The organism is bacterium, assembly GCA_035419245.1.
Taxonomy (GTDB): Bacteria; Zhuqueibacterota; Zhuqueibacteria; order Residuimicrobiales; family Residuimicrobiaceae; genus JAKPUX01.
In genome coordinates this window covers 1-13,262 of sequence record DAOLSP010000018.1, presented here as the reverse complement: position 1 = coordinate 13,262, position 13,262 = coordinate 1, and the positions used below count along the sequence as shown (strand labels likewise).

11 protein-coding genes are annotated in these 13,262 nt (G+C 57.0%); 1 reads left to right on the top strand and 10 read right to left on the bottom strand.

Features of this window, described 5'->3' with window-relative positions:
- Positions 1–20 precede the first annotated feature (20 nt).
- From PLH32_15275 to PLH32_15230, 10 genes are all read right to left on the bottom strand, one after another.
- Positions 21–1,145, bottom strand: coding sequence for a radical SAM protein (locus tag PLH32_15275; protein ID HQJ65971.1), 1,125 nt, complete (start codon positions 1,143–1,145; stop codon positions 21–23).
- Between the two features lie 495 nt (positions 1,146–1,640).
- Positions 1,641–2,246, bottom strand: coding sequence for a hypothetical protein (locus tag PLH32_15270; GenBank protein ID HQJ65970.1), 606 nt, complete (start codon positions 2,244–2,246; stop codon positions 1,641–1,643).
- A 225-nt stretch (positions 2,247–2,471) separates the two neighbouring features.
- Entirely contained in the window at positions 2,472–3,008 is a 537-nt protein-coding gene (locus PLH32_15265) for a GNAT family N-acetyltransferase (GenBank protein ID HQJ65969.1), read from the bottom strand.
- Between the two features lie 488 nt (positions 3,009–3,496).
- Positions 3,497–3,727: a PqqD family protein gene (locus tag PLH32_15260; protein ID HQJ65968.1), complete on the bottom strand. Its 231-nt coding sequence runs from the start codon at positions 3,725–3,727 to the stop codon at positions 3,497–3,499.
- Positions 3,681–4,955 (bottom strand): radical SAM protein, encoded by a 1,275-nt coding sequence (locus PLH32_15255; GenBank protein HQJ65967.1) that lies wholly within the window; start codon positions 4,953–4,955, stop codon positions 3,681–3,683. The genes PLH32_15260 and PLH32_15255 overlap by 47 nt, the downstream gene beginning before the upstream one ends.
- A 137-nt stretch (positions 4,956–5,092) precedes the next feature.
- Positions 5,093–6,019: a hypothetical protein gene (locus PLH32_15250; protein ID HQJ65966.1), complete on the bottom strand. Its 927-nt coding sequence runs from the start codon at positions 6,017–6,019 to the stop codon at positions 5,093–5,095.
- Positions 6,019–8,283, bottom strand: coding sequence for a polysaccharide biosynthesis tyrosine autokinase (locus PLH32_15245; GenBank protein HQJ65965.1), 2,265 nt, complete (start codon positions 8,281–8,283; stop codon positions 6,019–6,021). The genes PLH32_15250 and PLH32_15245 overlap by 1 nt, the downstream gene beginning before the upstream one ends.
- A gap of 348 nt (positions 8,284–8,631) precedes the next feature.
- Entirely contained in the window at positions 8,632–10,134 is a 1,503-nt protein-coding gene (locus tag PLH32_15240; GenBank protein ID HQJ65964.1) for a hypothetical protein, read from the bottom strand.
- 108 nt (positions 10,135–10,242) lie between these two features.
- The gene (locus tag PLH32_15235) at positions 10,243–12,246 is read right to left on the bottom strand and encodes a sugar transferase (protein ID HQJ65963.1); all 2,004 of its coding nucleotides are present in this window, start codon (positions 12,244–12,246) and stop codon (positions 10,243–10,245) included.
- Between the two features lie 101 nt (positions 12,247–12,347).
- Complete coding sequence (locus PLH32_15230) at positions 12,348–12,779, bottom strand: hypothetical protein (protein ID HQJ65962.1); 432 nt, start codon at positions 12,777–12,779, stop codon at positions 12,348–12,350.
- Positions 12,780–12,981: 202 nt separating this feature from the next.
- On the opposite strand from PLH32_15230, the gene PLH32_15225 reads away from it, so the two are divergent.
- The gene (locus tag PLH32_15225) at positions 12,982–13,227 is read left to right on the top strand and encodes a hypothetical protein (GenBank protein ID HQJ65961.1); all 246 of its coding nucleotides are present in this window, start codon (positions 12,982–12,984) and stop codon (positions 13,225–13,227) included.
- Positions 13,228–13,262 lie beyond the last annotated feature (35 nt).

Sequence of the window (13,262 nt, the reverse complement as noted above, 5' to 3'; positions counted from 1 at the left end):
GCGAAAAGCAAGTAAATAATTCACTTTTCGTCAAATATTGCGCTTTGTAGCGCTTGCGCTCTGGCATGAGCGACGGCGCAAAAGAAGGGGGTTTCTCCGTCCATCCGCCCGGTCTCGAGATGGGCGTGGGCCGGGCACCACAGACAGAGATTCACGATCGCACATGCACGGCAGCTTTGCAGGAACTGCGGATCCCGGGAACGCAGGTCGCGCACGCGCGGCACCAGTTCCTCCCAGGCCTGACGCAGCGGCACCTCGCGCAAGTTGGCCGTGGTGCCCGGCGCCCAGAGCGACTGGCAGAGGCGGAAGGTTCCGTCATAGCCGATGCTGCAGCTGCCGTTGCCGGCGCCGCAGTGAAAAAGATGGTCGCAGCCGGCATGGGTGAAAGCTTCGTTTATCAGCTCATCGCAGCCCTTCAGCAACGAACCGAAGCGCTCAGCGTCGGCCCTCTCCATGTCCGTCACATCTGCGGGGGTGAGCCGCTCCGCCCTGATCTCCTCGTTGCGCACCGGATCGCGGTCATAGCGCAGGTGCAGCTGGGGATCGAAGCGATAGTAATCCTTGGTGCGGCTGCGGCCGAAGGCGGCGATCGCCTCCATATCCTCAAGATTGGAGCGCAGGGCCATCGCCTTAAGGCGCACCCTGATGCCGGCCGCGAAAAGGGCGTCGAGGCCGGTGATGAACTGTGCAAAGGCGCCTGGCCGGCGGGTGACGCGCTCATAGGTTGCGGCTGAGGCCCCATAGATGGTCACCTCGATATCGCGTGGCGGGTACTTTGTGAACAGCGCGATGTGCTCCGGCCGCACCAGGGTCGCATTGGTAAAGAGCGAGATCAGCAGCCCCTTGCGCTTGAGCATGAGGTAGATGTCGGGGAAATCAGGCCGCAGCAGCGGCTCGCCGCCGGTGAGCAGGCACCAAAGCGCGCCGAGTTCGATCGCCTGATCGGCGATGCGGCCGATCTCCTCCAGGGAGAGTTCCTTCGCCCGGGCCGCTTCATCTCCCGCCGGCAGGTTGATATAGCAGTGGCGGCAGTTGAGGTTGCAGCGGGCGGTCAGGTCCAGGTCAAAGCTGAAGAGGGCGCGTTTGGCCTCGAGTTTTTGCCAAAGAGCGAAATCCTGAATCTCTATCGATGACGTATGGGTCATGCAAAAAACCTTTTATAAACCGGCCGCAACAGCCGGCGCATTGCCTGTGAGAGGGGCCACAGTAGGCCGAGCCGTGAGAGTGCTGCGATCGGAATGCGCTCCCAGCCCAGGCCCAACCGAACCGTTCGCTCCCGATGTTCAATGCGGCTAACGCGGCCAAGAATATTCTCTGAGGGCACCCAACCATCATGATGGCAGCTGTTATCACCTTTGATAAGAAAAAGACCTTGACGCCGGCGGATGATCCGGTGCACCATCAGCCGCCCGGTTACAGGCTGACGAAAAGCTGCTATTTCCCCCAGACCAGGAGGTTTGGTGATTGGCGCAAAGGTAAGTACATCCCCCCCTCTGATGAAGGGGGCCATACTGCTGCCGCTGGCCTGAAACCTGAAAAGAGTGCCCTTGGCCAGAACCGCCGCCATCAGTTCAGCGAATTCCGGGTTGGGCAGGGTTTGCCGTGAAGGATCACTGATGAACGTGATATGACAGCCTTCGTTACTCAATTCCGCCCATGCCGGCCAGCATGCCCCTGAAATTGCGCGAATCAATGACGATATTATGTTTATTGAGCAGCCAAACCAGTGTGAGAAACTCTCTGCGACTCAAGGCAACAGCCGCCTGGTCTGTAAATCTCGTGAAAAGCTGCCCCAAAGTTTCCTTGTATGTAAAAAGGCCGATCAACAGCATCAACTTGTCATCATCGAGCAGCGGAGAATATAGATCATCTCTGCTGTTGAATTTGCCGCAACCGCCAACCATCTCTTTAACAAAAATAATAGACTGTTTGGGCCGCAGGTAAAAAACAGCATGTACCTTGATAAGCGGATGCGGCACAAATACTGCGTCATCCGTGATCTGGTCGAGAAAACGGTCCAGGGTGAGCGTCGAGCCTCCATCTCCCAATACGCTGGAATCGGGAAAGACCGAAGCGAGCTTCCAACCTGTCTGGCAGTGGAAATCGCGGCATACCTGCGGCCGTATTTCATAATTGGAGCAGCGATTGTCCTCAAGATAGACACAGCTATTATCGGTGCGTTTGCTGAGACGATAGATGCGGTAACGGCAGGTTTCATCCGACCTTTTACATTCTTTGTTGGTCAAGGAACAGATCACTTGAGCCTGGAATAATCCGTTCGCGTATTCTTCCGCTGTTATGCCGACAACCCAATCATTGCGGCAGCATCACGCTTAACACACTTCGCGCACCTCGGAGCATGTGCCCTGAAATGTCACCTTAGCCGAACGAAAATCCAGTTCCACCTGCTTCAAATTCAAAAATGCTCTTTCCAAAGTAATATTTTAACGTGGTTTGTCTGGTTCTGAAAATCAGAATACTTTCCGCATCACCAGCCGGCGTCGGCCATATACTTCCCGTTCCTTTTCAAGTGAGGGCTCTAGCGCCGGGATTATGCAGGGCTCAAATCCCATTTTGGCGTAGAGCCTGATTGCGCGCAGATTATCCTCGAAAACCAGCAAATCCAGAAAAGGCGCACTTTCATCGCAAGCACGATTTATTACGGTTCGTGTTAATGCACTGCCAATTCCCATTCCGCGCCGGAGCGGTTTGACATTCATGCTGAAAAGCCAATACCCCTGATAAAGTTCATTATCCTGCGGATAACGAATCAGTTGGACAAAGCCAACAATGTGACCACGATAAAGAGCCACCCATTCGGTCAAGTTCGGGGAGCGCTGCAGCTCGAAATCCCTGGTGCCGTTAAGCCATTGATGAACGAGGAGCAAATCTCTGTCTGATGCCTCTCGGAGCGTGAGTTGAGGGGCAAGCTTTCGCCAAAGAGAACGATAGATCGCCCTGTCCTGCAACCGGCGCAGCATCCCCTTTGCAATCTTGCCCAGGCGCATTCAATTCGTCCTCCATTCAGACGATCAGATTACGCTGGGGGTGTTTATGGATCACGATGACATCGTCGCTTTTATTTTCTCCATTGGAAGCGGGGGTTGCTTTACAAATGTGCACACTGCTTCCGCATGCTCCTGAACCCTGAATAATCCATGATATCTTCTCAGGATTTTGGAAGTCCTGTTACTTTATCAGTAACCAGGTGCTTGAGTGATCCTTCTCAGCCGTTTTCAACTGCCAGCTACGTTCGTACACTGGGCTACTGGCCCCTGACAGTATTTCTGTCCGGACTTAGGGCCATTAATAGTCACATTTTTACATCCGGTCAACACAGCCTCTTCCGGGTTACTGCGAGTCAGAACGAGCAATTCCGGCTTTTTCCACTGATTTGCATTGGTTTTCATCTTGGCTTTCCTCCGCTAAGATTGAAAGAGTGATTACGCCGGATCATTTCCAGCATGAATTAGACATTAAAACTAAAACTCATGATTTATGATTTTGCATGGATAATTTTCCGTCGAACCATTTCGTTGACCAATCCCAACACGTCCTGCTCGATCTCATTCAAGGGCGCATTGTACTCATCGGCCAATGCTGCTGCGATCTGCCCGAGCGTTGCACTCCCATCCATGCGGCCCCAGATCACCTTGCCGGTTTCGTTCAGGGTATATAGCTCATCCTCCATATCGCCGATTCCGGCGGCAAGAGGGATGATGATCAACTCGCCTTCGATCTCCCGCGCCACGATATCTTCCGACGGCGTACAGATGCTGTTCAAATTGAGAGCGGTTTCCATCATTTATCCTTTTTTCATTAAGTTCCATTTTGAAAACTTTACCTGCTTCTCTGCTGCTGAACCGGGCGATGCGCTCGCGCCAGTTTTTTACTTCCCAGGCTTTTTCGCCAGCTGCAAGGAGGCCCAGGTGCCGAGCCTGTGCATGAGCGACATTGCAAAGATACTCAACCGGCGTATCCAGCGTACCATGCTCCTGCCATGAACGCGCGGGACACTGTTCGCACAGCCCCTTGAGAAAACAACGGGCGCAACGGCTCAGATACTCCGGGTGGGCTGCCTTCATTTCGCGCCATTCAGGAAAAACATGTGTCAATGCAAATTTCAGTGGTGATATGCCAGCAGCCTCCGCTTGAGCGGTTTGGTACAAATCGTAGACATAATCCGGGTGGCGCAGCCCCATACACATCTGGGCTTTGCCATAAGCATCCACCATGACGCCCTTGCCTGCACCGCACTGAAAAACCAGTTCTCCTGGGGGAGCCATGAATTTGCTGCAGAACTGGCGCATCTCATCGATATATCCCGGACGCTCCGCCAGCAGGGCCACCGTCTCCTCCGGCGTGAGACGGAACGATTCGATGAGCCGGTTTTTGGCCGGATGATCGCGGCGGCCGCGCAGCTCGAAATTCATGCTGTATCCGGACAGCTGTTTCATTTCCGGCAGCGTCGCGGCCCAGGTTTCGAATTCCGCTCTCTCGCCCCGGTTGGGCGGCAGCAGACTCTGTTTGACCGTGAAACGAATGCCATACTCTTGCAACAGGCCGATGCCGCGCCAAAATTCCGCGAAAGCGCCTCGACAGGCAGCCACGGCGTCGTAGGATTCCGGGTGCATGCCATAGACCGTCACCTCCACCGGCTTGCCGGGCGGAATGATCGCCAGCAGCTGCGCCAGTTCCGGAGTGATAAGCCGGCCGTTGGTAAAGAGCGTCACCTGCATCCCCAAACGTCTGGCGAAGAGATAGAGCTCGGTGAAATCACTGCGCAATAAAGGCTCTCCGCCGGTAAAGCGAACAGAAATCGCACCTAAATCAGCTGCCTGCCTCAACAGATACTTGACAAACGCCGTATCCATCTCCCGGGCCGCCAATTCTGCGTCGTGCTCGGGCTGATTGATACAGCAGTGGATGCAGGCGTTGTTGCAGCGTTCAGTCAACTCGAGATCAAGATGCTCGAGCAGCGGCTCCTTGTGACAGGCATGGAATTCATGAGGGTACAATCGTCGAACATACGACATGATTTAAGAAATTCCCTCCCGAATCTGGTCTGATCCAACTTTCGTTTCTGGAAAATTCAGCCGTTCTGCTCTGATGAACGAGCTATCCTGACCAGATCACTGACGATTTTACCGCTCTTGTCAAAACGCATGAGAAAAAACCTGGCTTCCGCTGCCAGCTGCGCCACCACATCGATGGTTTTCTCCCACCACTCCGCGGTGACGAACGGCTTGATCACGCAGGCGAGTAATCGCCGGATGATCTCCTGCCGGTCGGTCAACGGCGTCAAACTGTTCTTGGCCGACTTTTCAATAAAACAGATTGCCCGCAGCGGCGCCAAGGCGGCGGAGACCACAGGAATATCACCATGACTCCAGGAACCATAAGCCCGCCAGCCGTCATCAAACCGCCGTACGATGTTGCGGTCATCGCAGAGGATCTCCGCCGCCAGATCTCCGCGCGCCCCGGCATCGATCAGCATTTGCGTGGTCGTCGATTTGCCCGCCTCGGAGTGGCCGACAAAGAGCATTCCATGGCCGTCCAGAATTGCCCCGGCTGAATGCAGGTAACATCCGGAACGGTCAGCCAGCAGCCGCGCCACCAAAATCTGATCCGAAGGAAACAGGGTCAACGAAGTTGCGCCGCCCTGGACAAACGCCAACTCATCCGGATGATAGATATCGGCCTGCGAGTGCTCCGGACTAAATACCACCACCTTCCACAGCTTTTCTCCGAATCCCTGCGGCAGAATCCCCAGGTAAATCCATCCCTTATCCGTCTGGTAGATCGCCCAGGGCTCGCGGCGGTATTTCTCCCGGCTGAGATCCCAACCGGCCATATCCGGCAGACCGAAATGGTGGCGCACGGTCACCACGTCCGGACCGGGTGAAGCTATGCGAAAGAGCTCGAGTTTATCACTGAAAGTATTGGAAGAAAAAGGCAGATCGCTCTCGACCTGCAGCGTAATATCTCCGATAGAATACCAGCGGCAGTGCTCCACCATCAGTTCACCTGCGCCGATTCTACAACCCGCGGCGTGTCGAGTTTTTCCCGGTACTCGGAGTAATAGTAGTATTTGTAATACCCCTTGCCACTGCCCAGCTCGATGCCGTTGAAGACAAAGCCGATAATCGTGGCTTTGATGTTTCGCAGATTGGCCACCACCTCGCGCACATAATGCTTTTCGGTTTTGGCGAAACGGAAAACAAGGAGCAGGTTCTCGACGATACGCGAGAGCGCCTTGGCATCACTGATGCTGAGCACCGGCGGCGCATCGACCAGGACAAAATCGTATTCCGCCTCCAGCCGTTCGACCAGATCGGCCATCTTTTGGCTGTTGAGCACCTCACCGACATTGGGCGGGACGGTGCCCGAGGGGATCAGATCGAGGCCGCGCACCGGCAGATGGCGGACAATGCTCTCGTAAGGCACCAGATCCATAAAATAATCGGTGAAACCCGGCTTGCGATCGACGCCGAAGACCGTGGGCTGCTTGGGCTTGCGGATATCAGCATCCAGGATCACCACCTTGTGGCCCAGCTCCGCATGGGAGATGGCCAGATTGGCGGTCACCAGGGTCTTGCCCTCGCCGGGGATCGAGCTGGTGACCAGCAGCTTGTTGAGCGGCTTGTCGATGCTGAAGAATTGCAGATCCGTGCGCAGGCTGCGGAAAGCCTCGGCAAAGGGTGCATGCGGATCATATTTGTTGATCAGGGGATAATAGGGCGTTTCCCCCTGGCCATCCATCCGCTTTTTGCTCTGCTTTTCGAGCATGGCTCGGACCCTGCCGGTGCGGGGCGTGTGGCCGTTGTTGCCGTTCAGTTTGATGGCCAGCGGGATCTGGCCGACAACCTGCACCCCCGTGAGCCGCTCGAGATCCTGCCGCGTGCGCACGGTCTGGTCGAGATACTCCTGCAGCATGGCGAGACCGAATCCCAGCCCCAGGCCCAGCATCGCTCCGATCAGCAGGGTGCGCGGCAGATTGCGAGAGTTCGGCCGCTCGGGCAGGGCCGCCGGATTGACAATACGGAGGCCGCCGGCGCCGGTCGCCGCCTTGATCTTGGCCTCTTCATGACGCTCGACGAGATAATTCAGAAGATTCTGGTGGACCGCCTGGGTGCGGCGCAGCCGCGCCAGCTCCATCGTCTTTTCGAGCCGCTCCGGACTCTGGCGGCGGTACTCCTCGAGCAGGTTGTTATAAAAGCGCTCGCGGTTGCGGGTCGAGCTGAGGTTGATCTGCTCGGCAACCACTTTCTGCGTCAGCATCGAGCGCATCTCATCGGTCTTCCGGTCTTCGGTCGGCATCGCCTCGGTCGAATGGGCGAGGATAGCGCGGCGCAGCTCGGCCTTGACGCTATCGATCTTGCGGTCCAGTTCCGCCGCGGCAAGGCTGTCCGCCTGAGGCGCGACCGCCAGGGCATTGCGCTGGTCCTCGAGCTGATCGAGGCGTTTCCGCAGGTCGGCCACCTCGGGGAACGATTCGGCCGACTGCAGGCTGCCTTGTTTTCCCGCAGCCTCCAGCTGCATGGTGTAGGAAGCGTAATTGCTCTCCGCCAGGCGGCGCTCGGTTTCGGCCTGTTCCAGGATGGACTCCACCTGGGCGACCTTGCTCATCATGCCGCCGTCGTCGCCGATAAAGACCACCTGGCCGGCGCCGCTGTACTGCTGCAGGGCGCGCTCCGCTTCCTCGAGGCGGTCCTGGGCCTCCTGGCGCTGTTTGTCGATGAAGCGCACTACGTCCTGGGCGCTTTCGACATCGATCTCCTGGTTGCGCTCGCGGAAGACATCGGTGGCGATCTGCGCCACTTTAAAGGCCACGAGCGGATGGAACGCCTGCACGGAGATGGTCATCAACTTGGATTCTTCATCCATCCCCAGGCTGATGCTGGCGATAGCGCGGTCGATCTGCTCACGGGTGACGCCGGGCGTGCCAAGGAGATCGGCATCGCGGCCGGCCCGCTCCCTGATTTTGACCTGATAGACCTGGCTCCCCATGATCGCCTGGTAGTATTCGATCGGTTTGCCCCGTTCCATCCAGTAGGCATAGGGATTATAGCGCTCCGAGCCGACGCCGGAGCTGCTGGCGGACTCGTCGATGATAAATGAGGTGAAGGCGCTGTAGACCGGCGTCCGCGTAAGCTGATAGGCCGCCGTGATCAGAAAGGTCAGGATGAAGGCTATAAGAATCACCGTTTTGCGCCGGAGGGCAAGATCGAGATAGTCGCGCAGTTCCCATTCTTTTGCCGTGGCAGCATCTTCAGGAGGCATGATTTCCCCTTGCTGGAACCGAGGTTATGGATGACGGGTGTGGTGGCACAATAATGTAATGCTCCGTATGGGTGGGAGATTGCTCGAGAGTAAGGGATGGAAACCGGTATCAGCTGAAGTTGAGCAATGGATTATGCAGGCAAAAGATGCATAGACAGAGGATGCTTGGTTGAGGGTAGAATGTCCGCCACAGAGCCCCAGTGCCCCGATGAAAAAAACACCCATGTAGCCCCACCCGAATGGATTTGTGGTAAACTAAAATAATCTATAAAAGTCATAAATGCAACACATTTTTTACATATGTAACGAACTGACGTCATAATGCCCGCAGCGAATCCCTGTAACCGCCTAAAATCGCCCCGCCACACTATACTTTACATGCAATACCGCGCCGATGCGGAAATGATCCACGGCCGCCGGCGCATCGCGGTGATCGATTGCGGCGAAGAGCCGCGCATCCCACCAGATTGCGGGCACATAGCTGACCGAGAGTTCGCCGCGGGTCCAGTAAGAAACCACACCGAGCGGAAAGGACTCGCGCGTGTCGCCGAAGGGGGCCGTCAGATCCTGGCTCCCTTGGCGGGCATAACCGGCCCGCAACTGCACTGCCCAGGCCTTCCAGCCGAACCAGGAGAGATCGATCCCCGCCTGCTCGATGCGGTTGGCCGGATAGCCCATGCTCAGGCCGTTGGAAAGATAATTTTCATAATTGCGGTAGGACATGTAGGTCCAGTTGCCTATGCGGGTATAGGTGAATCCGAGTTGCGCCCCCGCGGCCGGCAGATCGCTGACCACCACACGCGCGGTCACCCCCATGCGGTCGGGGTGGCGGGCGCGGTCGTTCTGGCCCGGCTCGTTATTGACGATGATATCGTCGATGAGATACTGCCCGTACAGGGTGAACCGGGGAGCGGGCTTCCAGAAGAGGTCGGCGCACCAGAGGCCGTTCATTTGTACCCGGTTGTTGCGCTGCTCGACGTAGTAGAGGTTGAAGGGGTTGAGATAGATCATCTGCCAGGTGCCGTTAACCGCGCCATAGACCGCCGCCTCGGCGAGGCCGATCTGCAGATTGGGACGCAGCGCCAGGTCGAAGCGCTTGATCGACCAAAAGCGGGTATACTCCTTCCAGGTGGAGTCAGCCGACTGGGTATCGATGCCGTGCATATCGTTGAGCCGGCTGGTATAAAAGGAGAAGCGGAAGCGCCGGCTGCCGAGCTGGAAACCGGCCGTATCATAGCTGTAGGGGTTATCGGAGAGGATCAGCCCCTTCTCGCCGGGCGGCCCCCAGTTGCGGCTGAGGCGGCCGAGAAAAAAAGCCGCGCCCTTGTACTGCGCCAGGAGATAGCCGGTTTCGGCCCGGCCGTAGATCCACTCGCCGGTGTCGCCGCTGAAGGCGGGATCGAATTTGAAATGCTGGTCGAGGACGGTCTTTTGCGCCAGGACGAACCACGGGGTGGTGAATTTGCCCTCTAGTTCGCCGCGCGCCTCGGTCCATTGATCCGCATCATCGCTGAAGCCTCGGTACCAGCCCTGAGCGCCGAGATAGCCCAAGCCGTCGGTTTCGTTCTTCTCCACGCGATGGTACAAAGCGATCTCTTTGATCAGCAGCCGCAGCCAATGCTGCTGCCAGGGGGGCATGCCCTTGCGGGCGCTGCCGAGCGCCGCCTGGAGGACCTCGAGGGTGGTCCAGGGCTGGTTGAGGACGAAGGGGAGCTGCATCCGGCCCGACTGCACGGCATAGCCGAGGAAAGGCGTCAAAGCCGGCGTATCGAAATAAGTAGAAGCCTGATCCTGGGCCCGGGCGTAAAGGGGAAGGAGTGTCAAAAGTGCGAGCAGCAGATGCCTGTTCATGGATGCCTGGTTATACTCCGGTTCGTACCCGCAGATTACTCTGGTTACGCTGGTTCCCACCCGCCCATTCTCTCGTTCCCACCCTGCTTCTCCAGGGTAGGAACGGCCTTACTTGCTTCTCGCCCGTTTGACGAGAATATTATACATCGCCTTGAAGAAATAGATCCAGTCCGTTTTGAAGGGATGGGCCAGCTTGGCCGCGAAATAGCGCCGTTCGGACTCCTGGATCTCCTCCAGGCTCTGTGGCAGGTCGGCATAGTAAGGCGGGATGAGCCCCGGCTTGAACTGGATGCGCAGCGCCTGCAGATCCTCGGGATAGAGGCTGAAATAGTGCGGCGAGAGGGCGCGCGCACCCACGATCTTGAGGTCCCCGTGCATCCAGTTGATCAATTGCGGCAGCTCGTCGAGCCAGAGCTTGCGCAGCAGCCTGCCCCAGGCAGCGACGCGGAAATCGTCCTTGAGCTTGCCCCCGTTGTCGAGCTTGTGATGGTTGTAAACATAGGCCTGGATGAATTCGGAATAGGGGTGCATGGTGCGCAGTTTGTAAAGCAGGATAGGCCGCCCCTGAAAGCCGACACGCGGCAGCCGGATCAGCATGCCGTAGGAGGGATCCTGGGCATGTTTCAGTTTCTTGTCCTTTTGCGCCACATAATAGAGCTGGCCCTCATGATTCTCGGCGGCCAGCACCCGGAAACCGCAGAAATAGAGGCGGCCGAGCAGTTCCGCCTTGGAGAAGAGGCGGCGCCGGCCGCGCGAGATGGAGAAATAGATCTTGTTGAGGCCGGGGATCTTGGGCATCATCCGCCGCCAGAAAAAATCGAGACCGTAGAGGGCATAGGCCATATATTTGGGATATTTCTTCTGCAGCCGCAGCATGGCGGCATCGACCGTGTCCATGAGGCCGATAAAATAGCCGCCCTTGACCAGTTTTTGATGCACCTCGAGGAAATAGTAATTGAGCCGTCGGAAATCGTTGACGCGGTGGAGGTTGACGAACATCTGCAGCGACTGGTTTTCGAGGGTATGGACGTTGAAGGAGGTGCGGGTATCCATCACCTCCAGGCCTTCGACCGCGATAGTGTCCAGTTTGCAGCGCCGTTCGATCAGGGCATGCAGGGCCGGATGGCTGACGAGGATATACTCGCCCAGCTTGCTGCGCGCCGATTCGCTGAAGGAATCCGCTGCACTGACCTCCAGGGCCGTCTCCTCGAGGAAGCGCTGGATGCCCTGGGCGCTCTCGATATCCTCCTCGTCCGCCGGCTGTTCCACCGAGCGGACGCGGTGCCAGATCAGCACCACCGGGGCCTCCAAAAGCGGCAGCAAGGCCACCGGAGCGAAAAGGATGGTGCGTGAGTAATTAAAGATATGGAAGGAATATAGCAGCAGCGCCGCCGCGGCGGCCAGGATGAAGGCGGCCTTGACAAAGGGCTCGCAGGCGTGATAAAAGCTGGGGTGATTGCGTTTCTCGAATTTCCCGGTCCATTTGGCACTGAGCACCCACATGCCGGTCATGATGCCAAAGAGCTGCCAGTGCCGCAGCTCCAGCTCGAAGGTAGAATACTTGAAAAAATAGACAAACAGGAAGAGCAGGATAAAGAGCAGCAGGTCGAGAAAGATCAGGGGGATGGAATAGGGGTAGCGCATGCGCGCCGGCGCCTGCTCCGCCGCCTGCAGCATGCCCGCATAAACCCGGGGATAATTGAGGCCGACGATGAACAACTCGCCAAGCAATAAGCCGGCGAAGGTGCCGAGGATATAGAGCCGGTTGAAATCGCGGGCGTCCTGAATAGTCAGCAGCAGCGAGACGGCGAGCAGCATGAGCAGGGTAATTTGAACGAGTTTGAACGCCAGTTCAGCAAATGAATGGATATGGCGCAGCGAAAACTTGTGTTCCAGCAAGGAAAAAAAGAGCCAGGCGCTGTTAAGTAGCAGTAGCAGTTTAAAATAAACAGTTGGCAGGCGCAGAGTGCCGGTGACGAAAAAGTGGATGGCCAGAAAGAGCACATTCAGCAGCAGCCCATCAAAAAATGCCAGTTTGCGCGGACTCATCACCCTCCAGTTTTGCCTGGCAGCCGCAACTGCCGGCTGTAAAACCTGTACGAAAAACAGCATTTCCCCCTCCCCGAGTGATACCTGACCTTCCGTAAGAGATGAATAGATGCCGTTACGGAGAATTCATCATTGAGTCGAAAAAACCTGGTCAATTCTCTGAATTAACCAACAAGCAGATTTTTCATTAGAAAGTGGTTTTCCAGCCGGTGCCGCGCCGCCTCTTTCAATTCGCCCGCCGGCGCCAGCGCTAGCTCCTTTTCCTCCAGCAGCAGGCTGACGGCCGCCGCGTCTTCCACGTCCCGCTCCTCCGCCTTGACCGAACGGATGCGCATCCAGATCAGCGCCAGGGGCGCCTCGGCCGCCAGCAGCAGCAGGACCGGCGCCAGGAGCAGGGTGCGCGAGTAGGCGAAGAGCTGAAAGTCCCAGATCAGCACCGCCGTCGAAGCGGTCATGATAAAGGCCGCCTTGACAAAGGGCTCAAAGAGATAGTAAAAATTGGGATGCTGGTGTTTGATAAATTTGCCGGTCCACTCGGCGCTGAGCAGCCACATCCCCGCCATGATGCCCAGCATCATCCAGCTGCGTGAATCCATCGCGGTCGTGCCGTACTTGAGCTGATGCACAGCGGCAAAGAAAAGGATGAAGAGCAGCAGATCGGTCAGCGCAAAGGGAATGGACTGCCGTGCCGACCTCCGCCGGGAGATTATGGCCGATGCCGCGATGTGCCGGTGCAGATTCGGGTAGATCAGCCCGGCGATGAGGATCTCGGCCAGCAGCAGCAGGGAGAAAGTGCCGATGAATGTGGAGGCGGGCGAAATCGCGCAGGTCCCAGATGACCAGGGTCAGCGAGGTAGCGAAAAGCATCGGCAGGGCGGTGCATACCAGCATCAGCAAAATATCGCTCAAGCCGGTCAGCCCTTTGAACGTAAATTTATGATTGAAGAGCGATATCACCAGCCAGGCGGCATTCATCAGCAGCAGCAATTGGGAATAGGAGTGCGGCAGCTGCAGCGAACCCTGACTGAAATAATGCAGAGCTAAAAAGATGATGTTCAGCAGTGCAAAATCGAGGATAA

Bases quoted from the DNA above. Each gene is read 5' to 3' on its own strand.
- PLH32_15275 (HQJ65971.1), bottom strand. From the start codon at position 1,145: ATGACCCATACGTCATCGATAGAGATTCAGGATTTCGCTCTTTGGCAA.
- PLH32_15265 (HQJ65969.1), bottom strand. From the start codon at position 3,008: ATGCGCCTGGGCAAGATTGCAAAGGGGATGCTGCGCCGGTTGCAGGAC.
- PLH32_15250 (HQJ65966.1), bottom strand. From the start codon at position 6,019: ATGGTGGAGCACTGCCGCTGGTATTCTATCGGAGATATTACGCTGCAG.
- PLH32_15245 (HQJ65965.1), bottom strand. From the start codon at position 8,283: ATGCCTCCTGAAGATGCTGCCACGGCAAAAGAATGGGAACTGCGCGAC.
- PLH32_15240 (HQJ65964.1), bottom strand. From the start codon at position 10,134: ATGAACAGGCATCTGCTGCTCGCACTTTTGACACTCCTTCCCCTTTAC.
- PLH32_15235 (HQJ65963.1), bottom strand. From the start codon at position 12,246: ATGCTGTTTTTCGTACAGGTTTTACAGCCGGCAGTTGCGGCTGCCAGG.
- PLH32_15230 (HQJ65962.1), bottom strand. From the start codon at position 12,779: ATGGATTCACGCAGCTGGATGATGCTGGGCATCATGGCGGGGATGTGG.
- PLH32_15225 (HQJ65961.1), top strand. From the start codon at position 12,982: ATGAATGTGGAGGCGGGCGAAATCGCGCAGGTCCCAGATGACCAGGGT.